The organism is Streptomyces sp. NPDC101118, assembly GCF_044759445.1.
GTDB lineage: Bacteria > Actinomycetota > Actinomycetes > Streptomycetales > Streptomycetaceae > Streptomyces.
Map to the genome: position 1 here is coordinate 472,766 of NZ_JBIVZG010000001.1, position 23,320 is coordinate 496,085.

Here is a 23,320-nt window from a genome sequence, read left to right on the forward strand (position 1 = left end):
CCCCTCCCCCGCCATCCGGCGCCCACCCCCCGCAACCCCGCCGCCCCCGCTGTGGTGGTGGTTTCAGGGGGGGCCGCCCCCCCCCGGGGGGGGGGGGCGGGCGGGGCCCCGCCCCCCCCCCGCCGTGCCGGAATGTGGACCTCCCGTAGCGTGGCTTGTCCACGCCGTCCAACCACGGACGGGTGATCCTTCCGGACAGGCGGAAAACGATCCGGCTTCCGCCACTACACTGCTCAACACATACGCGTCAGGCCCACAGTGTCGTGCGTCTTCCACGCGGCTACCCCCTCCACCGCATGCGGCCGTCGGGACGGCCGTCCGCACTGGATTTGTGAGGACCCACGTGAGCTCGAAACCTGTCGTACTCATCGCCGAAGAGCTGTCGCCCGCCACGGTCGACGCGCTCGGCCCTGACTTCGAGATCCGCCACGTCAACGGCGCCGACCGCGCGGAGCTGCTGCCCGCGATCGCCGACGTCGACGCGATCCTGGTCCGCTCCGCCACCAAGGTGGACGCCGAGGCCATCGCCGCCGCCGGCAAGCTGAAGGTCGTCGCCCGCGCCGGTGTGGGCCTGGACAACGTCGACGTGTCCGCCGCCACCAAGGCCGGCGTGATGGTCGTGAACGCCCCGACCTCCAACATCGTCACCGCCGCCGAGCTGGCGTGCGGCCTGCTGGTCGCCACCGCGCGCAACATCCCGCAGGCCAACACCGCCCTGAAGAACGGCGAGTGGAAGCGCAGCAAGTACACGGGCGTCGAGCTCAGCGAGAAGACCCTGGGCGTCGTCGGCCTCGGCCGCATCGGCGTCCTGGTGGCCCAGCGGATGTCCGCCTTCGGCATGAAGGTCGTCGCGTACGACCCGTACGTGCAGCCCGCGCGCGCCGCCCAGATGGGCGTCAAGATGCTCTCCCTCGACGAGCTGCTCGAGGTCGCGGACTTCATCACGGTCCACCTGCCCAAGACCCCCGAGACCCTCGGTCTCATCGGTGACGAGGCGCTGCACAAGGTCAAGCCGAGCGTCCGCATCGTCAACGCCGCCCGCGGCGGGATCGTCGACGAGGCCGCGCTGTACTCGGCGCTCAAGGAGGGCCGCGTCGCCGGCGCCGGCCTCGACGTGTACGCCAAGGAGCCCTGCACGGACTCCCCGCTGTTCGAGCTGGACCAGGTCGTCTGCACCCCGCACCTCGGCGCCTCCACGGACGAGGCCCAGGAGAAGGCCGGCATCGCCGTCGCCAAGTCGGTGCGCCTCGCCCTCGCCGGCGAGCTCGTCCCGGACGCGGTGAACGTCCAGGGCGGCGTCATCGCCGAGGACGTCCGTCCGGGCCTGCCGCTCGCCGAGAAGCTCGGCCGCATCTTCACCGCCCTCGCGGGCGAGGTCGCGGTCCGTCTCGACGTCGAGGTCTGCGGCGAGATCACCCAGCACGACGTGAAGGTGCTCGAACTCTCCGCGCTCAAGGGCGTGTTCGAGGACGTGGTCGACGAGACCGTGTCCTACGTCAACGCCCCGCTGTTCGCGCAGGAGCGCGGCGTCGAGGTCCGTCTGACCACCACCTCGGAGTCCCCGGACCACCGGAACGTGGTGATCGTGCGCGGCACCCTCTCCGACGGCCAGGAGGTCTCGGTCGCCGGCACCCTCGCGGGCCCGAAGCACCACCAGAAGGTCGTCGGCGTCGGCGAGTACGACGTGGACCTCTCGCTCGCCGACCACATGGTCGTGCTCCGCTACCAGGACCGCCCGGGTGTCGTCGGCACCGTCGGCCGGATCCTCGGCGAGGCCGGTCTGAACATCGCGGGCATGCAGGTGGCGCGGGCGGAGGAGCACGGCGAGGCGCTCGCGGTGCTCACCGTGGACGACACCGTCCCGCCGGCCGTGCTGGCCGAGATCTCCGAGGAGATCGGTGCCACCTCGGCCCGCTCGGTGAACCTCAGCTGAGCGGCCGTCCGACGTGACACGAGAAGGGCCCGGGTTCTCCCGGGCCCTTCTCGCATGTCCCCTCCGCCCGCGGTCTCCGCTACGGGGGATCAGCGCGCCGCACCGGCCGGTGCGGGCTCACCCGCCGCGGGCAGCGGCGCCGGGGTGCCGCCCGCCCGGCGGAGCAGGGCCGGGGCCAGCACCGCGCCGGCCAGCAGGAGCGCCGTACCGCCGAGGGCGGCGTACTGCATGCCGTGCACGAAGGCTGTGCGGGCGGCCGCCAGCAGGGCCTCGCCGGCCTCTCCGCCGAGCTGCCCGGCGGCGGCCACCGCGCCGCCCAGGGTCTCCCGTGCCGCGGGGGCGGCGCCGTCCAGGTCGGCCCGGTAGACCGCGGTGCCCAGGCTGCCCAGTACGGCCATGCCGAGGGCGCCGCCGAACTCCTGGCCGGTCTCCAGCAGCGAGGCGGCGGACCCTGCCTTCTCGGCGGGGGCGGCGGCCAGCGCCAGGTCGGAGACCAGGGCCATGACGGCGACCATGCCCGAGGCGAGGACCGCGGCGCCGGTCAGCAGGAGCCAGAGGGAGTCGGTGCCGACCAGGCTGACCAGGGCGTAGCCGGCGGCCGCGACGGCGAACCCAGCGGCCACGACGTAGGCGCGGTTCACCTTCTGGCCGAGCGCGGTGGCGGCGGGGGCCGCGGCGCCGACCGCCACCGAGGGCGCCAGGCTCCACAGGGCCGCCTCCAGTGCGCCCATGCCGAGCACCGACTGCAGGTACTGGGTGGTGAAGTAGGCGGAGCCCATCATGGCGAAGGTGGCGAGGCTGTTGAGGGCGACGCCGGCGCCGAAGCCGCGGCCGCGGAACAGCGCCCGGCTGATCATGGCGTCCTCGCGGCGGCGCTGCCGCAGGACGAAGAGGGCGCCGACCGCGAGGCCGGCGGCGATGCAGGCGGCGTAGCCGGGCTGGAAGCCCTCGGCGGCCGTCTCCTTGAGCCCGTAGACGACGGGCAGCACGGCCCCCATGGAGAGCGGGACGCTCACGAGGTCGAAACGGCCGGGCGCGGGGTCCTTGAACTCCGGTACCAGGACCGGGACCAGGACCAGCAGCAGCACCATGGCGGGCACGTTGACGAGGAAGACCGAGCCCCACCAGAAGTGGTTGAGCAGCAGGCCGCCGAGGACCGAGCCGAGGGCGATGCCGCCGGCCATGGCGGCGGACCAGATGCCGATGGCCTTGCTGCGCTGGGCGTCGTTCCGGAACATGCTCCGCACCAGAGCCATGGTCGAGGGCATCAGGGTGGCCCCGCCGATGCCGAGCAGGACGCGGGCGGCGATCAGCATTTCGGTGCTGTGGGCGTACGCGGCGCCCACGGAGGCCACGCCGAAGGCGGCGGCGCCGGCCAGCAGGAGCCTGCGGCGGCCGATGCGGTCGCCGAGGGAGCCCATCGTGATCAGCAGGCCGGCGAGGGCGAAGCCGTAGCTGTCGAAGATCCACAGCTGTTCCGTGGCGGTGGGGGCGAGGTCCCGTGAGATGGCCGGGACGGCGAAGTAGAGGACGGAGACGTCCATGGAGACCAGCAGCAGGGGCAGCAGGAGGACGGTGAACGCGGTCCACTCCTTGCGCCCGGCGAGTTCAGCGGCGGGGTTCGTCATGACCGCCAATGTACAGACGTCATAAACGTTTGTCTAGAACGATTGTTTATGACGCCTGTACGGAAACGGCGCTAGGCTCCTGTCCATGGGACACCGCGAAGATCTGCTCGAAGGCGCGAAGCAGTGCCTGCTGGAAAAGGGGTTCGTCGGCACGACGGCGCGTGACATCGTCAACGCGTCCGGCGCGAACCTGGCCTCGATCGGCTACCACTACGGCTCGAAGGACGCCCTGCTCACGCAGGCGTTCATCGCCCTGATGGAGCAGCTGGGCGAGGGCTTCGACCCGGCGGGGGAGGGCGCGGGCGGCTCGCTGGAGCGGTTCCGGGCCGTCTGGGAGAACTTCCTGCGCCGCGAGGAGGAGAACCGGCCCGTGTGGTCGGCGAGCATGGAGGTCGCACTGCACGGCGAGCGGATGCCGCAGCTGCGCGAGCTGCTCGCCGCCTCGCAGTCGGAGGGCCGCAAGGGGCTGGTCTCGATGTTCACCGGCGTCCCGGAGGACGAGCTGGACGAGGCGGACCTGCGGACGCTCGGCGCCTTCTACCAGGCGCTCCTCAACGGGCTGATGCTGCAGTGGGTGTTCGACCCCGCCTCGGCCGCCACGGCGGAGGACCTCACGGAGGGCCTGCGCCGGGCGGCCGAAGGGGCGCTGGGCAAGGGCTGACGCGCCGGGCTCCGCTGCCGGCCGGTGCCCGCCGTCAGACGGCCGCCGCGCGGGCCTGGTGGACGCGGAGCTGCAGGGTGGCCAGGTCCAGCAGCGGCGTGGCCACGCCGAACGCCCGGGCGCGGGCGGTGAGGTCGCCGAAGATGTGCTCGACCTCGGTGGGCGCGCCCGCCAGCACGTCCCGGTAGAGCGAGGGCGTCAGCGGCGAACCGGGCTGCGTGGCCACGGCCGTGGTCGCCTCGCGTTCGGCCGCCGGGAGCGGGTGGCCCGCGGCCGCCGCCACCGCGGCGGTCTCCGCGACCACCGCGCGGGCCAGCTCCGCGCCGCCGGGGGCCGCCACCGCCTCGCCCACGCTGCCGCGCACCAGGCAGGTCAGGGCGCCCATGGTGCTGATGAAGGCCCACTTGTGCCACATCGCGGCCACGATGTCGGGCGTCGCCGGACTGTCGACGCCCGCCCCGGCCAGTGCCGTGCGGATCTCCTCGACCCGCGCCGATTCGCGGCCGTCCCGCTCGCCGAGGGCGAGGTGGGCGAGCGGGGCCATCCGTACGATCTCGCCCTCGGGGCCGAGAGTGGTGACCACCTTGGCGACGCCGCCCAGCACCGGCTCCGGGCCGAACGCCCGCTCCAGTACGTCCAGATGGGCCATCCCGTTGAGCATCGGGACGATCGCCGTGCCCGGTCCGACCGCGGGGCCGAGTGCGGCCACCGCCTCCTCCAGCGCCGTCGACTTCACGGAGAGCAGCACGAGGTCGTACGGGCCGTCGAGCCGATCGGCCGTCACCAGGCGCGGTGCGGGCAGGAGTTCCTCGGTCACCCCGGTCACGCGCAGCCCGCGCTCGCGCAGTACGGCGGCCCGGCGCGGCCGGACCAGGAAGGTGACGTCGCGCCCGGACCGGGCCAGGCGGGCGCCGAAGAATCCGCCGGTGGATCCGGCGCCGACAACGAGGATGCGCATGCGGGTCAGCCTTTCGTCGTGGGGTGCAGCCGCCTCCCCGGAGGGCGGCGAGCGGTGTGCGTCAAAGGGGGCCGGGCGGCCGCCGGGGGAGCGGCGCGCGGGCTTCCGCGGGTGGCGCGGGGGTCGTCGGGGGTACGGATTCCGCGGGGTGTGCCGGGGTCCGTCAGGGGCGCAGGGGGGTCAGCAGGCGGTGCGGTGCGCGCAGGGCTGCGGTCACCGGGTCGTCCCCGCCCGCTCCGGGGGGCGCGAGCCCCGGGCCGGGGGTGACCAGCAGGTCCGCCGGCGCCACCGGCTCCCCGCAGCCCCCGCACCGGCCGTCGGCCGCCACCGGGGCGTCGTCGGCCGCGTGCCGGAACACCCGGCGGGGGCCGCCCGGCGCGCCGTAGTGCTCCTCGCCCCAGGCGGTGAGTGCCCGGACCGCCGGCCAGAGCGAGACGCCCTTCGGGGTGAGGACGTAGACCTCCCGCCGTCCGGTGCCGGCCGCGGTCCGGGTCAGTACCCCCGCCCCGGTCAGGGTGGCGAGCCGGTCGGTGAGCACGGCGCGCGGGATGCCCAGGTGGGCGGCGAACTCGCCGAACCTGCGCACCCCGAAGAAGGCGTCGCGGACGACCAGCAGCGTCCACCGCTCGCCGATGACCTCCATCGAGCGGGCGAGGGAGCAGGTCTGGCCGCTGTAGTCGCGCGGAAGCGTCATGGGCACGACCCTAACGCAGTCGGTTCGGTGACCGAACTGTTTTCGGGCGGCCGGTGCCTCCGTCCTTCGCGGGAACCGGCTGTCCCCGGGGCGCGTCACAGCGGCGACCCGGACCGGCCGGTCCGGGCGCGGTGGAGGGGGAGACCATGCGGCGGTTGGTGTGGTTCGGCGCGGTGGTGGCACTGCTCGCGGGCTGTTCGGCCCTGGGCGGGAGCGTGGAGGACAAGCCGGGACCGGTCCCCGACCCGGCCGACCGGTCGAAGGCGGTCGCCGAGGCCTGGGACGGCTCGCCCGCGGCCCGCGCCTGGCGGGAGGGCTTCTACCCGCTGGAGCCGCTGACCCGGCTGCCCGAGGACGCCTTCCACAGCGGGGCCGACAAGGAGGCCTGGCTCCTGCACCGGCTGGTCTGGCGGTCGAACACCATCGCGGACATCCCGTCCACCGCGCCGGTGAAATGGGCGGACGGCAAGAGCCTCGACCTGAGGCTGCTCGACCCGCGGCAGGCGCTCCCGATGGACCCGGCGGCCGAGAGCGGCGGAGAGGGCCCGCCGCCACTGAAGATCACGGCCTGGCGGTACGGCTCGCTGGACATGCTCACCAGCCGTGGGCGCGCCGTCGTCCCCGCCTGGCTGTACACGATCGAGGGGTACGCCACCCCGCTCGCCCGGGTCGCGGTCGCCGAGTCGGCGCCGCCGAAGAACCCGATCGGCCCGCGGGAGGAGATCGCCCCCGACCTGTCGCTGGAGTCCGTCTCCGCCGACGGCACCGTCCTCACGCTCAAGGCGGGGCACGGCGCCTGCGACGCCGGCGCGAAGGTCGACGTGCTGGAGTCCGCGGAGACGGTGGTGCTGGCGGGCTCCGTGAAGCCGGGACCGGACCCGGACGGGGCGTGCACCGCGCAGCTGCTGCTGCAGACGGTCACCGTACGCCTGGCCCGCCCGCTGGCCGCCCGGGTGCCGGTCGACGCGCTCACCGGGGGACCGGTGATGTTCCAGGGGCGGATGCGCGAGACCGGCGACTGAGACGCGGGCGAGCCCCGGCGGACCGGGACGGCGGCCGTCGCGAGGCGGGGACCGGCCGGAGCCGCGGTGCCGACGGGACGTCAGGGCCGAAGCCGGGCCGCCTTCAGTGCCATGTGCAGCAGCAGCCGGTCCTCGCCCTCGTCCAGGTCGAGCCCGGTGAGCTGCTCCACGCGCGAGAGCCGGTAGTACAGGGTCTGCCGGTGGATGCCCAGGGCGGCCGCCGCGCGCCCGGCCTGGCCCGCGCAGTCGAGGAACACCTCGGCCGTACGGGCGAGTTCGGGGTTGGCCGGGCCGAGCAGCGCCCGGGTGGCCGGGTCGTCGGCGCGCTCCGCGGGCAGCGCCGCGAGCATCCGGTACGGGCCGATCGCCGACCACTCCGCCACCGGCCCCAGCCGCGGCTGCGCCACCGCCGCCCGCGCCGCCGCCGAGGCCTGCCGCCAGGCGCCGGCCAGTTCGCCGAGGCCCCGTACCGGGGCGGACACACCCGCGGCCCGGGCATCCGTACCGGCTCCGGCCCCCCGGCCGTCGCCGCCCGCCCTGCCGGGCCCGGCCCCCTTCGCACCGCCGGCCCCCTTCCCGCCCCCGGCACCCGTACCGCCGCCCGGGCCCACAACGCCCGCCGCCCGGCCGCCCGGTGCCGCACCGGCCGCCGGACCCGTACCGCCCGCACCCCCCGGCAGCAGCCGGCCGGCCGCGGTCACCGCGGGCCCCAGCGCCTCCGGCGTCCGCAGCCTGACCAGCAGCGCCAGTGCCCGGTCGGCCGCACCGCCCCCGGCCGGAAGTCCGCCGTCCACCGGCCGCGTCCCGTCCGCCGCCGGCCCGCCCCCGGCGGAGTCCGGCGCCCCGGAACCCGGCGCCGCGCACACCGCGGCCACCCCCGGCACCGACTGCGGCACCTCGCCCGGCCAGGGGGCCACGCACACCACCACGTGCAGCCCGTCCGCCCCGGGCCCGAGGGCCGCCCGCAGCGCGGCCACCGCCATGTCCCGCTGCCAGCCACGGCCGGCCGTCAGCACCGCCCGGAACTCCCGCGACAGGTCCGCGCCCGCCTTCGCCTCGTCGGCCAGCAGCACGCCGATCCGCTCGCACACCTCCATCGCCGCGGCCAGCTGCTCCGGGTCCGGCCCCGGCTCGGCGTCCAGCAGCCACACGTACCCGTGCACGATCCCGCGGTGCCGCACCGGCAGGCAGATCCGCCCGCGGAACACCCCCGCGTCGGGGGCGGCGGGGATCCGCACCGGGCCGGTCGCCCGGGTGATGCCGAACCCCTCGAACCAGCTGCGCACCGCCGCCGTGGACTGGCGGGTCAGGATCGACCGGGTACGGACCGGGTCCATCGCCAGGTCGTCGTCGCTGTCGTGCGCGCCGAAGGCGATCAGCCGGAAGTCCCGGTTCTCCAGGGTCGCCGGGGCGCCGAGCAGCGCCGAGATCTCGTCCACCAGATCCTGGTAATCGCCCTTCACGCGAGCCATTCTCCCACCCGGACCGGCCTGCTTCAGACATCTGTATGAGATCGCGGCCACGGATGCGTGACAGCTGTCGATGGCCGAGGATCGAGACGGTCCTTAGGTTTCACGGTGGTTTTACTTGCGTTCCTTTTACGGCTACTGCCCCGGCGGGCGGTGACCTGTCTTTCTGCCACCCGTTGGAGGTGCCCCCGTGCTGGGTCCCGTGATCCTCGCCGCTTCCCGCAGCGACAAGATGCGCAAAATCGTCTCTGCTGCTCCGGTGACCAAGCCCGTGGTGAACCGGTTCATCCCCGGGGAGACCGTCGACCAGGTCATCCCGATCGTCGTGGACCTCACGCAGAAGGGCCTGGAGGTCACCCTCGACGTCGTCGGCGAGGACATCACCACCGTCGAGCAGTCGTACGCCGCCCGTGACGCGTACCTGGAGCTCATCGAGCACCTCAAGGAGCTGGAGCTCGGCGAGACCGCGGAGATGTCGGTCAAGCTCTCCATGTTCGGCCAGGCGCTGGAAGGCGGCCACGAGCTCGCCCTGGCCAACGTCCGCCCGGTCGTCGAGGCGGCCGCCGCGATCGGCACCACCGTCACGCTGGACGCCGAGGACCACACCACCCTCGACTCGATGTTCGCCATCCACGAGGAACTGCGGAAGGACTTCCCGCAGACCGGCTGCGTGATCCAGGCCTACCTGTTCCGCACCGAGGCCGACGCCCGCCGCCTGGCCGCCGCCGGCAGCCGCGTCCGCATCGTGAAGGGCGCCTACAAGGAGCCCGCCTCCGTCGCGTACCAGGACAAGGCCGAGATCGACAAGGCGTACGTCCGCATCCTCAGGATCCTCATGGAGGGCGAGGGCTACCCGATGATCGGGTCCCACGACCCGCGGCTCATCGCCATCACCCAGGAGCTCGCGCGCCAGGCCGGGCGCAAGCTGGACGAGTACGAGTTCCAGATGCTCTACGGCATCCGCAGCGAGGAGCACCACCGGCTGGCCGCCGAGGGGCACCGGATGCGCGTCTACACGGCGTACGGCACCGACTGGTACGGCTACTTCATGCGCCGCCTGGCCGAGAAGCCGGCCAACCTCCTCTTCTTCGTCCGCTCGATGATCACCAAGAACTAGGTCAAGGAGTTACCAGTCCCATGGACGCAGTGACCCAGGTCCCCGCGCCGGTCAACGAGCCGGTCAACAGCTACGCCCCCGGCAGCCCGGAGCGTGCCCGTCTCGAGGCCAAGCTCAAGGAGCTGTCCGAGAACCCCATCGACCTCCCGATGACCATCAACGGCGAGAAGCGCATGGGCGGCGGCGACCGCTTCGACGTCGTGCAGCCCCACGACCACAAGTCGGTCATCGGCACCTACGCCAACGCCACCCAGCAGGACGCCCAGGAGGCGATCGACGCCGCCCTGGCCGCCGCCCCGGCCTGGCGCGCCATGTCCTTCGACGACCGCGCCGCGATCATCCTGCGCGCCGCCGAGCTGCTGTCCGGCCCGTGGCGCGAGACGCTGGCCGCCTCCACCATGCTGGGCCAGTCGAAGACCGCGCAGCAGGCCGAGATCGACACCCCCTGCGAGCTCGTCGACTTCTGGCGCTTCAACGTCCACTTCGCCCGCCAGATCCTGGCCGAGCAGCCGGTCGCGAACTCCGCCGGCGTGTGGAACCGCAGCGACCACCGCCCGCTGGAGGGCTTCGTCTACGCGATCACGCCGTTCAACTTCACGGCCATCGCGGGCAACCTGCCCACCGCCCCCGCCCTCATGGGCAACGTGGTCGTGTGGAAGCCGTCCCCGACGCAGACCCACGCCGCCGTGCTGCTGATGCAGCTCCTGGAGGAGGCGGGCCTGCCCAAGGGCGTCATCAACCTGGTCACGGGCGACGGCATCGCCGTCTCCGAGGTCGCGCTGAACCACCCCGAGCTGGCCGGCATCCACTTCACCGGTTCGACCAAGACCTTCCAGTACCTGTGGAAGACGGTCGGCAACAACATCGAGAAGTACAAGTCCTACCCGCGCCTGGTCGGCGAGACCGGCGGCAAGGACTTCGTCGTCGCGCACCCGTCCGCGGACCGCGCGATCCTGAAGACCGCCCTGACCCGCGGCTCCTTCGAGTTCCAGGGCCAGAAGTGCTCGGCCTCCTCCCGCGCCTACGTCCCGGCCTCCATCTGGAACGACGGCTTCAAGGAGCAGTTCGCGGCCGAGGTCGACGGCATCACCATGGGTGACGTCCGCGACCTGTCGAACTTCATCGGCGCCGTCATCGACGAGCGTTCCTTCGCGAAGAACAAGGCCGCGATCGACCGCGCCAAGGCCGACCCGACCTGCACCGTCGTCGCCGGCGGCACGTACGACGACTCCGAGGGCTACTTCGTCCGCCCGACGGTCATCGAGTGCACCGACCCGGAGAACGAGGTCTTCACGACCGAGTACTTCGGCCCGATCCTCGCGGTCCACGTGTACGAGGACGACAAGTACGACGAGATGCTGGCCCAGATGGAGTCCGTCTCGGCCTACGCCCTGACCGGCTCGATCATCGCCGCCGACCGCTACGCCGCGGCCGACGCGATGGAGAAGCTCCGCTTCGCCGCGGGCAACTTCTACATCAACGACAAGTCGACCGGTGCCGTGGTCGGCCAGCAGCCCTTCGGCGGCGGCCGCGCCTCCGGCACCAACGACAAGGCCGGTGCCGCGTCCAACCTGCTCCGCTGGACCTCCACGCGCTCCATCAAGGAGACGCTGGTCCCGCCGACCGAGTACGGCTACCCGCACATGGGCTGACCCCCACGGGTCACCCCCAGGGGCTGACGCCCCCAGAACCCCGCCCCCGTTCCGGTACCCCCAAGTCCGGAGCGGGGGCGGTTTCCATTGCGGCGCAGGCCCGGTCAGGACACCGGCCGGTAGTCCTTCCAGACCGCGGTCGTGCCGATCTGCTTCCGGTTGCCGAAACCGCCGGTGCCGTTGCCCGGGTTCAGCCAGGCGCGGCCGGACGTGTCGCGCGAGACGAGGTCGGCCCTGCCGTCGCCGCTGAGGTCGCCCGCGCCGACGACGTCGGTGTACGAGCCGCCCCAGTCCTTGAAGACGAGGGCGCGCTTCCCGAACGTGCCGGTGCCGTTCCCGTTCCCCGTGCCGTCGTACCGCCACAGCTCGCCCGACCCGTCCCGGGCGAGGAGGTCGGCCTTGCCGTCGCCGTTGAGGTCCCCCGAGCCGACGAGCTTCCCGTACGCGTTCCAGCCCCCGCCGACCAGGACGCGGGAGCCGAAGCCGCCCCTGCCGTTGTTCGGGTACAGGTACAGGTAGCCGCTCGCCGAGGACCGGGCCAGCAGGTCGGGCCGGCCGTCGCCGGTCAGGTCGCCGGGCGCCACCAGGCTGTCGTACGCCTTCCAGTCGGAGGAGATCCGCTTGTACGCGGAGCCCTCCGAGGGCAGCCCGCCGCAGACCGGCGTGTACATCCGCACCTCGCCGGTGCCGAGGCGGACGAGCAGGTCGTTGCACCGGTCCCCGTCGAGGTCCCCGAAGGGCAGCACCTTCACGGCCTGGTTCCAGGTCGCGTGGTGGGCCTGGGCGAGCCCGGCCGGGCCGCCGGTGAAGACGCGGAGGGTGTCCGCGCGGGAGACGCCGATCAGGTCGGGCCGGCCGTCGTCGCTCAGGTCCCGCCACTTGGGCAGCGCCCGGGCCGTGGTGGTCGCCCCGTAGGTCGTGTACCTGTACGGCTCGTCGGAGAACGTCGGCCGGGACCAGAGCGCCACCGGCCTGCCCGTTCCGTCGGTGGCCAGCTCCGTGCCGGGCCGGTACCGGTCGATCCCCGTACCGAGGACCGTCGGCGCCGACCAGGAGCCGCCCGCGTACACCGAGGCCTTGAGGTCGGTCAGGCCCTGGGCGTTGTTCTGGGCCCAGGTGACCGCGACCGCGCCGCCCGGGGTGGCGGTGGCGCGCAGCGTCCCGCCCACCGCGTACCGCGAGGGGAAGGGCTGGGGGGTGCTCCACTTGCCCGTCGCCGCGGAGCGCACCGCGTAGCCGGGGGTTCCGGTGGCGCCGTAGGTGCTGCTCCCGGGCGGCGCGCTGGTCGCCATCAGGTCGCCGTTGGGAAGCGCCAGCAGCTGGGGCCGGGCACGCCAGTTCGTACCGACCCACGCCACGGCCTCCGCCGGCTGCCAGGCCGTGGCCCCGGCCGCCCGGCGGGCGTAGGTGCCCGAGGTGAGCCAGTGGAAGCCGCCGCCGGGACGGGCGGCGAGCACCACGCCATCGGGCCGCTCCCCGAGCTGGGGCAGGTCGGCGGGCGTGGACCAGGCCGAGGCGCCGGCGGCGCGCTCGACCACCTTGTAGTGCCACTTCCAGGCGGTCGGGTCGTCTTCGACGCCGTCCCCCTGGTACTTGCTGTTGCCGCCCCAGATCACCATCGCCGCGCCGGTGGCGTCGACCGCCAGCCGGAGGTCCCGCAGCCGGTACTCGTAGGTGTTGTCAGGGCGCTCGACGGGCTCGGGCAGCGCGTCGAGCACGGCCGGCTTGGTCCAGGCGGCGCCGCCCGCGGACCGCTCGGTCACCACGAGCTGCCGCTTGTCGTCCTGCCAGGCGGCGGCGAGCCGTCCCTTGGCGTCGCCCGCGAAGACGATGTCGGTGGCGGCCGGCACGGAGGCGATGGTCTCCGGGATGCCGAAGCCGGAGCCCCCGGAGGCCAGGCGGCCGGTCCTGATCAGCGTGTTCGGGCTCTGCTCGTCCTGCTCGGTCCAGTGCAGCAGGACGGACCCGTCGGGCAGGGCGGTGAGCCCGGCGCCGCCGCGGACCGGCTTCGGCGCCGACCAGTGGGTGGAACCCACCGGGCGCAGCGAGACGACGGTGCTCAGCCCCTCGGGGGTCTTCAGCTCCAGCAGGGCCGCGAGCGTGCCGTCCCCCGCGGCCTCCAGGTCCAGCACCCGGGTGTCGGCGGCCACCGCACCCTGCCCGGCCCAGGGGCCGGGGTGCACCTGCGTGCCGGCGGCAGCCGCCGGCGGGGTGGTGGCCGCGGGTGCGGCGAGCGCGCTCGGTGCGGCGAGCGCGAGGGAGAGTACGGGCGTCAGCGCGAGGCCGAGGTGCGTACGGGCGTGCCGGACCGGCAGAGTCATGGTGGGAGCCCCCCCAGGCGTGGAACCATGCGTGGTGATGATCTGAGCGCCCGATCCTAGCCGCCGCTCAGACCTCGGTCATGACCTGGTCCAGGGACTTCCGCACCAGGTCGGGGACCTGGCAGTCGTCCGCCGGGTAGCCGACCGGGATCACCGCGAAGGCCTTCTCGTTCTCCGGCCGGTTCAGGACGTGACCCAGGAACCGCATCGGACTCGGGGTGTGGATCAGCGCTGCGAGGCCCGAGAGGTGGAGGGCGCTCAGCAGCATGCCGACCGCGATGCCCACGGACTCGTCCACGTAGTAGTGCTTGCGCTTGGTGCCGTCCGGTCCGAGCCAGTACCGCTGCTGGAACACCACGATCAGCGCCGGCGCGTCCGTGAGGTGGGTCTTGACGGCGTCCGTGCCCAGCGGGCGCAGCGCGGCCAGCCACTCGTCCCCGAGCCGGCCGTCGTACGAGATCTGCTCCTCCTGCTCCGCGGCGGCCCGGATCTGCCGGCGCACCTCCGGGTCCTTGACCAGCACGAAGGTCCACGGCTGCTGGTGCGCCCCGGAGGGCGCGGTCGCCGCGCACGCGATGGCGTCGCGGACCACCTCGTCGGGGACCGGGTCGGTGGAGAACCGCCGGACCGTGCGCCGCTCGTTCATGCGCGCCCGCAGGCGCGCTGCCTCGGCGACCGACTCCGCCCGCGGCATCCGCTCGGGCCGGTAGGGGACGGGGTGGTAGGGCTGCCCGTGCGTGGGCGTCCACGGCTGCGTAGTAGGCGACATGACCTTGAGTCTCGGGTCCCGGACCTCGGGAACGCGCGCCCCTTTCCGGCCTTTCCCGGCGGCCCGCCCGCGCTGGTAGCGTCCGGATGTGGACATCGTCACCGCGCACACCTCACAGCTGCCGGACGCCGAACTGGCCGCGGTCCGCGAGCTGTTGACCGACGCCTTCGAGGGCGACTTCTCCGACGAGGACTTCGAGCACGGGCTGGGCGGCATGCACGTGCTGGTCCGGGCGGGCGGCGCGCTGGTGGGCCACGGCAGCGTGGTGCAGCGCCGGGTCGTCCACAGGGGGAGGGCGCTGCGCACCGGGTACGTGGAGGCCGTAGCGGTACGGGCGGACCTGCGGCGGCGGGGGATCGGCGGCCGCGTGATGGCCGGGCTGGAGGCGGTGATCGGGCGGGCGTACGTGCTGGGCGCGCTGTCCGCCTCCGAGGAGGGCGCCGGACTGTACGCGGGACGCGGCTGGCGGGCGTGGCCCGGGCGGATCGGGGCGCTGGGCCCCGGGGGGCCCGTACGGCTGCCGGAAGAGGAGGGGTCCACGTACCTGTGGACGCCGCCCGGCGGGGCCGTGCCCGACCCCGCCTCGGAGCTGTGGTTCGACTGGCGCGACGGCGACGTGCTGTGAGCGGGCAGCCGGTCTAGGCTCGGCCCGTGGGGCAACCTGAGCAGCACGTCGAGGGCGTAGGCCCCTTCGCCACCCGGGTCAGCTGGCCGCTGCCCGAGGGCGGCACGGCGGTCTGGGAGTCACGGCCGGCCCGGCGGCGAGGGGCGATGGCCATCCGTGCCGCGGATGGCGTCCTGCAGGCCCGCGCCGACGAGGTCGCGATCGGCCGTCTGCGCAGGCTCAACGCGTTGGCCGCGACCGCCTTCGTCATCGGCGGGGCCCTGTTCGCGGCCGGTGCCGGCGTCGCCCTGTTCGGCTCGGGCGACGCCTTGGAGAGCGTCTCGATCTACTTCGCGGGCGGCCTGTTCTTCAACACCGGCGGCTACGCCTCGCTGCTGCAGGTGGTCAACGCCCCCCGCCACCGGGTCGGCGACCGGGGACTGGTCACCGGCCGCTGGCGGTGGTGGAGCTTCGAACCGATGCGGCTCGACTGGCTGAGTGCCTTCCTCCTCTTCGCCGGCACGCTCGTGTTCGGCGTGAACCTGATCGACTCGTTCCTGCACGGGCTGAGCGTGCAGCAGGTCAACCGGCTGGTCTGGGTGCCCGACGTGGTGGGCTGCGTGCTGTTCCTCGTTTCGGGGCACCTGGCCCTGATGGAGGTCTGCCACGGCCGGATCCGGGTCCTGGCGCGCGACCTGGGCTGGTGGATCGTCGCGGTGAACCAGCTCGGTTCCGTGCTCTTCATGGTCTCGGCCCTGGCAGCGTTCACCCATCCGGCCACCGGCAGCATGGTGAACGTCAACCTCTCCAACTGGGGCACCTTCACCGGCGCACTGTGCTTCTCCGTCGCCGGGGTCCTGCAGTTCTTCGAACGCCCGTGAGCCCCGCCGGCAGGAGAACACGGCTCAGCCGCTGACGCTCGGCGCTCCCGTCTCGATGTGCCCGGTGTAGCGGCGGGACCAGCTGCCGTCGGAGCCGGCCAGCACGGTGAAGTCGTACCAGCCGCCCGTGTAGGCGACGGCGTTGAAGTAGTCCTCGGTCGAGCCGCCGGCCGGCACCGTGTAGGTCCAGGGTCCGTCGGAGCGGTAGTTGTCGGAACGGATGGTGAAGGACGCGGCGGCCGACGAGCGGTTCGTGATCTTGAAGTAGACGGCGAGCTTGCCGGTGCCGGGCTCGACCGCGTAGCGCGCCGCCACCTCGTAGTCCTTGCCCGCCTTGTTGGTGTCCCCGATGAAGCGGCGCAGGAAGCGGTTCGGGCCCGTCATCGAGATGTCGTACTTGCCGGAGCCGCTGCCCAGGCCGATCTGGAACCAGTCGGTGGCCGTGCCGCCCGGGTCGACCGTGTACTGCCAGGCCGTGGTGTCGCGGTACTGGTGCGGGTGGATCGAGAAGTGCGCGGCGCTCGTGGCCTGCGGGCCCTGGTTCGTCATCGAGAACCATGCGGTGATCTTGCCCATGGTGCCGAACTCGAAGCGGTCCAGGTTGCCGTTGACCTGGTACGGGAGGGCGCGGGCGGGACGGGTGCCGGGCTCGGGCGACGGCAGGGCGTTGCCCTGTGGCGCCGGGTTGGGCAGCGGGCCGCAGGTGCCCATGCCGATGATCTTGTCGGTGGCCGGGAGGCCGGCCGGGACGCCGTACACCGGGCGGGTGAAGTCGAAGACGCCGGTCAGGTCGCCGGTGACCTTGCGGCGCCAGGCGCTGATGTTCGGACAGGTGGCGGGCGTGCCGAGGGCCGTCGTCCAGGTCTCCAGGAAGCGCAGGACGGACGTGTGGTCGAAGACCGCCGAGCTGACCCAGCCGCCGCGGGTCCAGGGCGACATCACCAGCATCGGGACGCGGAAACCGAGGCCGATCGGGACGCCGTCGACGTACTCGCCTGGGGTGCCGGGCGGGGCGACGGGCGGCGGTACGTGGTCGAAGAAGCCGTCGTTCTCGTCGTAGTTCAGGAAGAGCACCGTGGAGTCGAAGACCTCCGGGTTCGCGGCGAGCGCGCGGTAGACCAGGTCCACGAAGTGCGCGCCGTCGGCGGGCGGGGCGTACGGGTGCTCGCTGAAGGCCTGGTTGGACACCACCCAGGAGACCTGCGGGAGGGTGCCGGCGACCGCGTCGGCCCGGATGGCCGCGGCGATGTCGTCGGGCGTGGAGCCGGTCACCCGGGGGACGGAGGCCATGCCCTTGTCCCACAGCGGGTTGCCGGGCCGGGCGTCGGTGAACTTCTTGAAGTAGGCCAGGCCGTTGTCGCCGTAGTTGTCCTGGGCGTTCTGGTACACCTTCCAGCTCACCCCGGCGCGCTCCAGCGCCTCGGCGTACGTCTCCCAGGTCAGCCCGGACTCCTCGCCGCCGTCCTTGCTCGCGGCGTCGATCCTGCCGCTCCAGAGGAAGGTGCGGTTGGGTCCGGTGGCGCTGAGCGCGGAGCAGAAGTACGCGTCGCAGATGGTGTAGTGGTCGGCGAGCGCGTAGTGGAAGGGGATGTCGCCCCGGTCCAGGTAGCCGAGGGTCCGTGTGCTGCCCACGCCGGTCACCCAGTTGTCGAGCCGGCCCTTGTTCCACGCGGCGTGCTGCGAGGTCCAGCTGTGCGGCAGGTCGCCGTTGCACTGGGCGAGCGTCTCGCCGTCCGCGCCGCCGGTGTCGGGGGTGGCGCTGAGCTTCCACGGGTACTGGCGGCCTCCCCAGTTGGGCTGGTTGAACATGCCCCAGCCGCCCGGGAGGTTGACCGCGGCCCGGTCGCCGAAGCCGCGTACGCCCTTCAGCCGGCCGAAGTAGTGGTCGAAGCTGCGGTTCTCCTGCATCAGGACGACGACGTGCCTGACGTCCTTGATCGTGCCGGTCGCGGCCTGCGCGGCCGCCGAGGCGGAACCCGCGGCCGCGGGCACCGCCGCCCCGGCCACGAGCCCGGCCCCGATCCCGACGAATCCCCTGCGGCTGATGGGAGTCATGCCCCGCCCTTCGCGTCACACGTGCCCCAGCGGCACGACGAGGCAAGGGTGAGGGCGCGGACGTTAAAGGTCTAGATCCGTGCAGTAATGCGTCGGTTAACTTCGGGTGGCGGATGCCGGGGGGGCTGCCAGAGGCATTGAACTGTCAGGGTTTTCCCGCTCCGTACCGCTCCCGAGCAATTGGTGTGACTGAGAACCAATATGCCTGCCGAAATCCGCGTGTCCCCATGGCCCGGCCGGTCTAAGCTCGCCGGATGACCTTGGAATGGGAACAGGTAATCGTTCACTCGGAAGACCCGGCGGCCCTGGGCCAGTGGTGGGCCGACGCCCTCGGCTGGGTCGTCGTGTACTCCTCGGACGACGAGTTCGAGATCCGCCCGGCACCGGACCGGATGCCGGGGCTGGACTTCGTCCGTCTCGCCGAGAGCAAGAAGGCCAAGAGCCGGCTGCACCTCGACTTCCGGCCCGACGACCAGGAGGCCGAGGTGGCCCGGCTGGTGGCGCACGGCGCGCGGCGCGTCGACATCGGCCAGGGGGAGCAGTCCTGGGTCGTCCTGGCGGACCCCGAGGGCAACGAGTTCTGCATCCTCGGGCAGCGGCGCCCGTAACGCCCGACCACGACGGAGACGTCACCGGACCGGCCCCCTCGGCGGCCGGTCCGGAGCGTGGGATACGTCACCGTGCCGGAATCGGGTGCCGATCCGGCCTCAGGTGCCCTGACCAGGCATTTTGATCCCAGAGCAGGGCTGTGGCGGAGGCGCCGGAGGCGCCCTTCCGGGCGGTTCGCCGTCTCAGATAGTAGGAAGTCCGAGTAATTGCGGAGACATACAGCCCGACCTGTCCTAGCTTTGTAGAAGCCGAACGTCTCGCTGATCCAGCGAATGGCGGCCGTGAGCGCGCGCCCCGCGCAGGCAACCCCTGCGGCGCACTGCTCCCCGCCCCTTCCGGCGCCTTGAAGGAACCCCTCATCCGCGGCCCGTGTCGCGCCGTGATCTCAAGGAGTCGATCACCATGCACACCACCACCCCCGCCCGTCGCGTCCGCCGCTCCTCCACCGGCGAGGCCGACCGCAAGAACGCCGCCGCCGCCCTGCAGCGCGCCCTCGACCGCCGCGACAACGGCGGGTCCACCGGCCACTGAGCACGAGCCCGTCCCCCTGACACGCCGCTCGTCCACCATGTGGACGTGACGTGTCAGGGGCTGGGACAGGGAGTACGGTGCCGACATGGCGCACAGCATCAATCTCGCAGTGATCCCCGGCGACGGAATCGGCCAGGAGGTCGTGGCGCAGGGCCTGAAGGTCCTCACCGCCGTCCTCCCCCAGGACGTCAAGCTGGAGACCAAGCAGTACGACCTCGGCGCCCAGCGCTGGCACCGCACCGGTGAGACCCTCCCGGACGCGGAGCTGGAGGCGCTCAAGCACCACGACGCGATCCTGCTCGGCGCCATCGGCGACCCCTCGGTCCCCTCCGGCGTCTTGGAGCGCGGGCTGCTGCTCAAGCTCCGCTTCGCCTTCGACCACTTCATCAACCTGCGGCCGTCGAAGCTGTTCCCGAACACCGCCACCCCGCTGGCGGGCCGCCCGGACATCGACTTCGTCGTCGTCCGCGAGGGCACCGAAGGCCCGTACACCGGCAACGGCGGCTCGCTGCGCACCGGTACGCCCGCCGAGGTGGCCACCGAGGTCAGCGTCAACACGGCGTACGGCGTGGAGCGCGTGGTGCGCGACGCGTACGAGCGGGCCAACTCCCGCCCCCGCAAGAAGCTCACGCTCGTGCACAAGAACAACGTCCTCGTGTACGCGGGCCACATGTGGAAGAACATCTTCGACAAGGTCGGCCAGGAGTACCCCGAGGTCACCACCGACTACCTGCACGTCGACGCCGCGACGATCTTCTTCGTCACGCAGCCCGAGCGCTTCGACGTCATCGTCACGGACAACCTCTTCGGCGACATCCTCACCGACCTGGCCGCCGCCGTCACCGGTGGCATCGGCCTGGCCGCCTCCGGGAACATCAACCCGACCGGCGCCTTCCCGTCCATGTTCGAGCCCGTCCACGGCTCGGCCCCGGACATCGCGGGCACCGGCAAGGCCGACCCGACCGCGACGATCCTCTCCGTCGCCCTCCTGCTGCGCCACCTCGGCTACGAGGCCGAGGCCGTCCGCATCGAGGACGCCGTCTCCGCGGACCTCGCGGAGCGCGACGGGACCTTCCGGTCCACGGACCGCATCGGCGACGCGCTCGCCGCGCGAGTAGCCGGCTGACCCGGCGCCCGCACACCAAGCGAACGGCCGCCGGGTCGCTCCTTTCGGAGCCCCCGGCGGCTTCTCTTGCACGGTCCGGGGGTGCCACCATCTCCCCTGGGCCGCTTTCACCCGTTTCTCCGAAGCCCGCCCCCGCGCGATAATCGAACGTGGGGCCGCGCCATGCGGGGAAGCTCGGACGTCCTAGCACGGCGTGAGCGCGGTCCGTCACACACAACCGGTGAAGGACTAGCACTCATGACGACGCCCACGATCGAGCTCAAGCCCTCCTCGAACCCGCTGTCCGCCGCGGAGCGCGAGGCGATCCTGGCCAGCCCCGGATTCGGCCGCCACTTCACCGACCACATGGTGACGATCAAGTGGACCGAGGGGCGCGGCTGGCACGACGCGGAACTCGTTCCGTACGCCCCGCTGTCCATCGACCCGGCGAACATGACCCTGCACTACGCGCAGACGATCTTCGAGGGTCTCAAGGCCTACCAGCAGCCCGACGGCACCGTCGCCACCTTCCGTCCCGAGGCCAACGCCGAGCGCTTCCAGGCCTCGGCCCGCCGCATGGCCATGCCCGAGCTGCCCACCGAGCTGTTCATCGCCGCCTGCGACGCCCTGATCCAGCAGGACCGCGCCTGGGTGCCCTCCTCCGGCGAGGCCTCCCTCTACCTGCGGCCCTTCATGTTCGCGACCGAGGTCGGCCTGGGCGTCCGCCCGGCCAACGAGTTCCTCTTCATGGTCATCGCGTCCCCGGCCGGCGCCTACTTCTCCGGCGGCGTGAAGCCGGTCTCCGTCTGGCTGTCCGAGGACTACGTCCGCGCGGTCAAGGGCGGCACCGGCGCCGCCAAGACCGGCGGCAACTACGCGGCGTCCCTCGTCGCCCAGGCCGAGGCCGCCCAGCACGGCTGCGACCAGGTCGTCTGGCTGGACGCCGTCGAGCACCGCTGGATCGAGGAGATGGGCGGCATGAACCTGTACTTCGTGTACGGCGACCGCATCGTCACCCCGGAGCTCACCGGCTCGCTGCTCCCCGGCATCACCCGCGACTCCCTCCTGAAGATCGCCCGCGACCTCGGCTACACCGCCGAGGAGGGCCGCATCTCCACCGAGGACTGGAAGCGCGACAACGAGAACGGCACCCTGACCGAGGTCTTCGCCTGCGGCACCGCCGCGGTCATCACCCCGGTCGGCTCGGTCAAGTCCAACGGTGCCGACTGGACGCAGGGCAACGGCGAGCCCGGCGAGGTCACCATGAAGCTGCGCAAGGCGCTGCTCGACCTCCAGACCGGCCAGACCGCCGACACCCACGGCTGGATGCACCCGCTCGGCTAGCCGGACGGCCCCGAAGGGCCCCGGGTACGACGCAGGCCCCCGCGCGCACCGCGCGGGGGCCTGCGTCGTACCCGGGGCCGGGCCGGGTCAGTGTCCGGACCCGCCCGTCGCCTCGCCCTCGCCCTTGCCCTCGGCCTCGTCCGCGGACTTCGCGCGGCTGTCCGGGGCCCCGCCGCCGGTCGCGAAGGCGTCGCCGACGACGTACGCCAGCTCCGCGACGCCCTTGGCGACCTTGCCCACCACGTATGCCAGCTCTTCCACTGTGCTTCCCCCTGCTCCGCGCCGTTCCGGGCGCCCACGTCGGTCACCTGCGAAGACGCGGCCGGGGCGTCGATGGTTGACGGTCACGGGAAAGGGCCCGCCCCCGGCGAGGAAACCGGGGGCGGGCCCTTTTCCGTGACCGGTGAGGATCCGGTCAGGCACTGGCCTCCGCGGGCTCGGACGCCGCGGGGGCGGCGGCGGGCACGGGGGCGGAGGAGCGGGCGGTCAACAGCAGGTACGCCAGGCCGCCGACCACGCCGGAGAGGATGAAGCTGCAGTCCACGCCGCCGGTCAGGGCCAGCAGCGGGCCCTCGTAGACCGTGGTGGACACCGCGCACAGGCCCACGCCGGCGCCGAGGACCCAGGACGCCGTCGCGGCCGGGTTCCAGCCGCCGCGGAACCAGTAGACGCCACCGCGGGAGCGGCGGTTGAAGACCTGGAGCGCGTCCGGGTCGTACACGCCCCGGCAGCGGACGAAGCCGATCAGCGTGATCACGGCCCAGGGGGTGCCGAGCGCGGTGAGCAGGAGGACGAACGACGTCATCGCGGCCTGCGCGTTCCACTCGAACGAACCGATGAACACGAAGGCGGTGGCGACGACCGCGGCGATCACGGTGGCCTTGGTGCGGGTGGTCTTCGGGACGATCGCGTCCAGGTCGAGGCCCATGGAGTAGAGCATCAGGCCGGCGTTGCCCACCGAGCCCGCGGAGGCGGCCAGCAGCAGCGGCACCAGGTACCAGAAGGGCGCGGCGTCGACGAGCGGGCCGGCGTAGTCCAGCCCCGCCCGGGCGGCCAGCGCGGTGTAGGTGCCGAAGAGCTGCGGGACCAGCAGGCCGACCAGCAGACCGGCGCAGGTGGCCCAGTAGACGCTGCGGGAGCCGTGCCGCTTCGGCGAGATGTACCGGGTGTAGTCGCCCAGCAGCGTGATGAAGGCGACCGGGCCGCTCAGGCCCGCGGCGACGGCGGCCAGCAGCCAGGTCGGCCAGAACGAACCCAGCAGGTACGGGGTGTCCGGGGGAGCGGCGGTGGTGAAGTCGCCGGAGTACGCAACGACGCCGACCAGCAGCAGCACCACCATGCCGATGGCCAGCACCTTGCTCAGGCGCAGCAGGAGCCGGTAGCCGAAGACGGCCCCGACGACGGTACAGGCGGCCAGCAGCCCGTACATCAGGGCACGGGTGAGGCCGGTGTCCGGCAGGCCGGTGAGCCGGGAGAGCACCCCGACCATCACGTCGCCGCCGATCCAGAGGGTCAGCGCCGTGTAGCCGAGGGAGAGCAGCAGGCCCACCACCGAGCCGACCAGGCGCCCGCGCACGCCGAACTGGGCCCCGCTGGAGGTGGACAGGTTGGTGGCCGTCCGGAGCGAGATGAGCGCCAGCGGCGCGGTGAAGGCGATTCCGACCAGGGTTCCGGCGACGATCGCGGTGACCGAGGGCCACAGCCCGAGGCCGAAGGACGGAGGCAGCCACCCGAAAACGATCACGCCGAGGCAGAGGTTCGAGCCGAGCAGGATCGAGACAAGGTCGCGGGGACCGCTGGTCCGCTCCTCGTCGGGGATCGTGTCGACGCCGCGCTGTTCTATGGGCATGAAGGGACTCCCTGGCACTACGAACCGTGGACGGACGCTTCCCGACGAGTGGCGGGCAAAGAGCGGATCTCTCAGTTCCACTTCTTTGAGCGACACTCAATGTGACCTATCTCGAAGC

At 72.7% G+C, this 23,320-nt stretch carries 20 protein-coding genes; 11 read left to right on the forward strand and 9 right to left on the reverse strand.

The features are described from left to right. Positions 1–343: 343 nt before the first annotated feature. Positions 344–1,933, forward strand: a complete 1,590-nt coding sequence (gene serA / locus ACIQUQ_RS02050; protein WP_403970118.1) for a phosphoglycerate dehydrogenase — start codon at positions 344–346, stop codon at positions 1,931–1,933. A gap of 89 nt (positions 1,934–2,022) precedes the next feature. Here the strand turns inward: serA and ACIQUQ_RS02055 are convergent, their stop codons facing one another. Continuing rightward, positions 2,023–3,561 carry an MFS transporter gene (locus ACIQUQ_RS02055; RefSeq protein WP_403970121.1) on the reverse strand — a complete coding sequence of 513 codons (1,539 nt, stop codon included), beginning with the start codon at positions 3,559–3,561 and terminating at the stop codon, positions 2,023–2,025. Between the two features lie 85 nt (positions 3,562–3,646). Here ACIQUQ_RS02055 and ACIQUQ_RS02060 point away from each other — a divergent pair, with 85 nt between their 5' ends. Then, positions 3,647–4,222 (forward strand): TetR/AcrR family transcriptional regulator, encoded by a 576-nt coding sequence (locus ACIQUQ_RS02060; protein WP_403970124.1) that lies wholly within the window; start codon positions 3,647–3,649, stop codon positions 4,220–4,222. 34 nt (positions 4,223–4,256) lie between these two features. On the opposite strand, the gene ACIQUQ_RS02065 is transcribed toward ACIQUQ_RS02060, so the two are convergent. Together ACIQUQ_RS02065 and ACIQUQ_RS02070 are read right to left on the reverse strand one after the other, a co-directional pair. Then, on the reverse strand, positions 4,257–5,180 hold the full coding sequence (locus ACIQUQ_RS02065; RefSeq protein ID WP_403970127.1) for a ketopantoate reductase family protein: 924 nt from the start codon (positions 5,178–5,180) through the stop codon (positions 4,257–4,259). 163 nt (positions 5,181–5,343) lie between these two features. Continuing rightward, positions 5,344–5,874: a winged helix-turn-helix transcriptional regulator gene (locus tag ACIQUQ_RS02070; RefSeq protein WP_403970130.1), complete on the reverse strand. Its 531-nt coding sequence runs from the start codon at positions 5,872–5,874 to the stop codon at positions 5,344–5,346. A 146-nt stretch (positions 5,875–6,020) separates the two neighbouring features. Between ACIQUQ_RS02070 and ACIQUQ_RS02075 the strand changes: the two genes are divergently transcribed. Next, a complete protein-coding gene (locus tag ACIQUQ_RS02075; RefSeq protein ID WP_403970132.1) occupies positions 6,021–6,896 on the forward strand; it encodes a hypothetical protein in 876 nt (291 codons plus the stop codon). An 80-nt stretch (positions 6,897–6,976) separates the two neighbouring features. On the opposite strand, the gene ACIQUQ_RS02080 is transcribed toward ACIQUQ_RS02075, so the two are convergent. Continuing rightward, positions 6,977–8,368, reverse strand: coding sequence for a PucR family transcriptional regulator (locus tag ACIQUQ_RS02080; RefSeq protein ID WP_403970135.1), 1,392 nt, complete (start codon positions 8,366–8,368; stop codon positions 6,977–6,979). Between the two features lie 187 nt (positions 8,369–8,555). On the opposite strand from ACIQUQ_RS02080, the gene ACIQUQ_RS02085 reads away from it, so the two are divergent. Beyond that, positions 8,556–9,482, forward strand: coding sequence for a proline dehydrogenase family protein (locus tag ACIQUQ_RS02085; protein WP_403970138.1), 927 nt, complete (start codon positions 8,556–8,558; stop codon positions 9,480–9,482). Positions 9,483–9,502: 20 nt separating this feature from the next. After that, entirely contained in the window at positions 9,503–11,134 is a 1,632-nt protein-coding gene (gene pruA / locus ACIQUQ_RS02090; RefSeq protein WP_403970141.1) for an L-glutamate gamma-semialdehyde dehydrogenase, read from the forward strand. Positions 11,135–11,238: 104 nt separating this feature from the next. Here the strand turns inward: pruA and ACIQUQ_RS02095 are convergent, their stop codons facing one another. After that, positions 11,239–13,455, reverse strand: coding sequence for an FG-GAP repeat domain-containing protein (locus ACIQUQ_RS02095; RefSeq protein ID WP_403970144.1), 2,217 nt, complete (start codon positions 13,453–13,455; stop codon positions 11,239–11,241). Positions 13,456–13,522: 67 nt separating this feature from the next. After that, the gene (locus tag ACIQUQ_RS02100) at positions 13,523–14,224 is read right to left on the reverse strand and encodes a nitroreductase family protein (RefSeq protein WP_403970147.1); all 702 of its coding nucleotides are present in this window, start codon (positions 14,222–14,224) and stop codon (positions 13,523–13,525) included. Positions 14,225–14,312: 88 nt separating this feature from the next. On the opposite strand from ACIQUQ_RS02100, the gene ACIQUQ_RS02105 reads away from it, so the two are divergent. Together ACIQUQ_RS02105 and ACIQUQ_RS02110 are read left to right on the forward strand one after the other, a co-directional pair. After that, positions 14,313–14,849 (forward strand): GNAT family N-acetyltransferase, encoded by a 537-nt coding sequence (locus ACIQUQ_RS02105; protein WP_403970150.1) that lies wholly within the window; start codon positions 14,313–14,315, stop codon positions 14,847–14,849. Between the two features lie 26 nt (positions 14,850–14,875). Further along, the gene (locus tag ACIQUQ_RS02110; RefSeq protein WP_403970153.1) at positions 14,876–15,709 is read left to right on the forward strand and encodes a hypothetical protein; all 834 of its coding nucleotides are present in this window, start codon (positions 14,876–14,878) and stop codon (positions 15,707–15,709) included. A 24-nt stretch (positions 15,710–15,733) separates the two neighbouring features. On the opposite strand, the gene ACIQUQ_RS02115 is transcribed toward ACIQUQ_RS02110, so the two are convergent. Beyond that, entirely contained in the window at positions 15,734–17,764 is a 2,031-nt protein-coding gene (locus tag ACIQUQ_RS02115; protein ID WP_403970156.1) for a phosphocholine-specific phospholipase C, read from the reverse strand. Positions 17,765–18,018: 254 nt separating this feature from the next. Here ACIQUQ_RS02115 and ACIQUQ_RS02120 point away from each other — a divergent pair, with 254 nt between their 5' ends. From ACIQUQ_RS02120 to ACIQUQ_RS02135, 4 genes are all read left to right on the forward strand, one after another. Continuing rightward, positions 18,019–18,372 (forward strand): VOC family protein, encoded by a 354-nt coding sequence (locus tag ACIQUQ_RS02120; RefSeq protein WP_399948936.1) that lies wholly within the window; start codon positions 18,019–18,021, stop codon positions 18,370–18,372. A gap of 403 nt (positions 18,373–18,775) precedes the next feature. Beyond that, the gene (locus ACIQUQ_RS02125) at positions 18,776–18,904 is read left to right on the forward strand and encodes a hypothetical protein (protein WP_399948938.1); all 129 of its coding nucleotides are present in this window, start codon (positions 18,776–18,778) and stop codon (positions 18,902–18,904) included. An 85-nt stretch (positions 18,905–18,989) separates the two neighbouring features. Continuing rightward, positions 18,990–20,030, forward strand: coding sequence for a 3-isopropylmalate dehydrogenase (locus ACIQUQ_RS02130; protein WP_403970160.1), 1,041 nt, complete (start codon positions 18,990–18,992; stop codon positions 20,028–20,030). A gap of 237 nt (positions 20,031–20,267) precedes the next feature. Beyond that, positions 20,268–21,353: a branched-chain amino acid aminotransferase gene (locus tag ACIQUQ_RS02135; RefSeq protein WP_403970163.1), complete on the forward strand. Its 1,086-nt coding sequence runs from the start codon at positions 20,268–20,270 to the stop codon at positions 21,351–21,353. An 87-nt stretch (positions 21,354–21,440) separates the two neighbouring features. Here the strand turns inward: ACIQUQ_RS02135 and ACIQUQ_RS02140 are convergent, their stop codons facing one another. Beyond that, complete coding sequence (locus ACIQUQ_RS02140) at positions 21,441–21,614, reverse strand: hypothetical protein (protein ID WP_403970166.1); 174 nt, start codon at positions 21,612–21,614, stop codon at positions 21,441–21,443. A gap of 154 nt (positions 21,615–21,768) precedes the next feature. Further along, the gene (locus ACIQUQ_RS02145) at positions 21,769–23,202 is read right to left on the reverse strand and encodes a cytosine permease (protein WP_403970169.1); all 1,434 of its coding nucleotides are present in this window, start codon (positions 23,200–23,202) and stop codon (positions 21,769–21,771) included. Between the last annotated feature and the right edge of the window lie 118 nt (positions 23,203–23,320).

What these genes read in the sequence shown, in the direction of transcription:
- ACIQUQ_RS02095 (WP_403970144.1), bottom strand. Translation starts at nt 13,455, where the DNA reads ATGACTCTGCCGGTCCGGCACGCCCGTACGCACCTCGGCCTCGCGCTG.
- ACIQUQ_RS02120 (WP_399948936.1), top strand. Translation starts at nt 18,019, where the DNA reads ATGACCTTGGAATGGGAACAGGTAATCGTTCACTCGGAAGACCCGGCG.
- ACIQUQ_RS02130 (WP_403970160.1), top strand. Translation starts at nt 18,990, where the DNA reads ATGGCGCACAGCATCAATCTCGCAGTGATCCCCGGCGACGGAATCGGC.
- ACIQUQ_RS02080 (WP_403970135.1), bottom strand. Translation starts at nt 8,368, where the DNA reads ATGGCTCGCGTGAAGGGCGATTACCAGGATCTGGTGGACGAGATCTCG.
- ACIQUQ_RS02075 (WP_403970132.1), top strand. Translation starts at nt 6,021, where the DNA reads ATGCGGCGGTTGGTGTGGTTCGGCGCGGTGGTGGCACTGCTCGCGGGC.
- ACIQUQ_RS02115 (WP_403970156.1), bottom strand. Translation starts at nt 17,764, where the DNA reads ATGACTCCCATCAGCCGCAGGGGATTCGTCGGGATCGGGGCCGGGCTC.
- pruA (WP_403970141.1), top strand. Translation starts at nt 9,503, where the DNA reads ATGGACGCAGTGACCCAGGTCCCCGCGCCGGTCAACGAGCCGGTCAAC.
- ACIQUQ_RS02125 (WP_399948938.1), top strand. Translation starts at nt 18,776, where the DNA reads ATGCACACCACCACCCCCGCCCGTCGCGTCCGCCGCTCCTCCACCGGC.
- ACIQUQ_RS02135 (WP_403970163.1), top strand. Translation starts at nt 20,268, where the DNA reads ATGACGACGCCCACGATCGAGCTCAAGCCCTCCTCGAACCCGCTGTCC.
- ACIQUQ_RS02145 (WP_403970169.1), bottom strand. Translation starts at nt 23,202, where the DNA reads ATGCCCATAGAACAGCGCGGCGTCGACACGATCCCCGACGAGGAGCGG.
- ACIQUQ_RS02060 (WP_403970124.1), top strand. Translation starts at nt 3,647, where the DNA reads ATGGGACACCGCGAAGATCTGCTCGAAGGCGCGAAGCAGTGCCTGCTG.
- ACIQUQ_RS02070 (WP_403970130.1), bottom strand. Translation starts at nt 5,874, where the DNA reads ATGACGCTTCCGCGCGACTACAGCGGCCAGACCTGCTCCCTCGCCCGC.
- ACIQUQ_RS02065 (WP_403970127.1), bottom strand. Translation starts at nt 5,180, where the DNA reads ATGCGCATCCTCGTTGTCGGCGCCGGATCCACCGGCGGATTCTTCGGC.
- ACIQUQ_RS02055 (WP_403970121.1), bottom strand. Translation starts at nt 3,561, where the DNA reads ATGACGAACCCCGCCGCTGAACTCGCCGGGCGCAAGGAGTGGACCGCG.
- ACIQUQ_RS02100 (WP_403970147.1), bottom strand. Translation starts at nt 14,224, where the DNA reads ATGTCGCCTACTACGCAGCCGTGGACGCCCACGCACGGGCAGCCCTAC.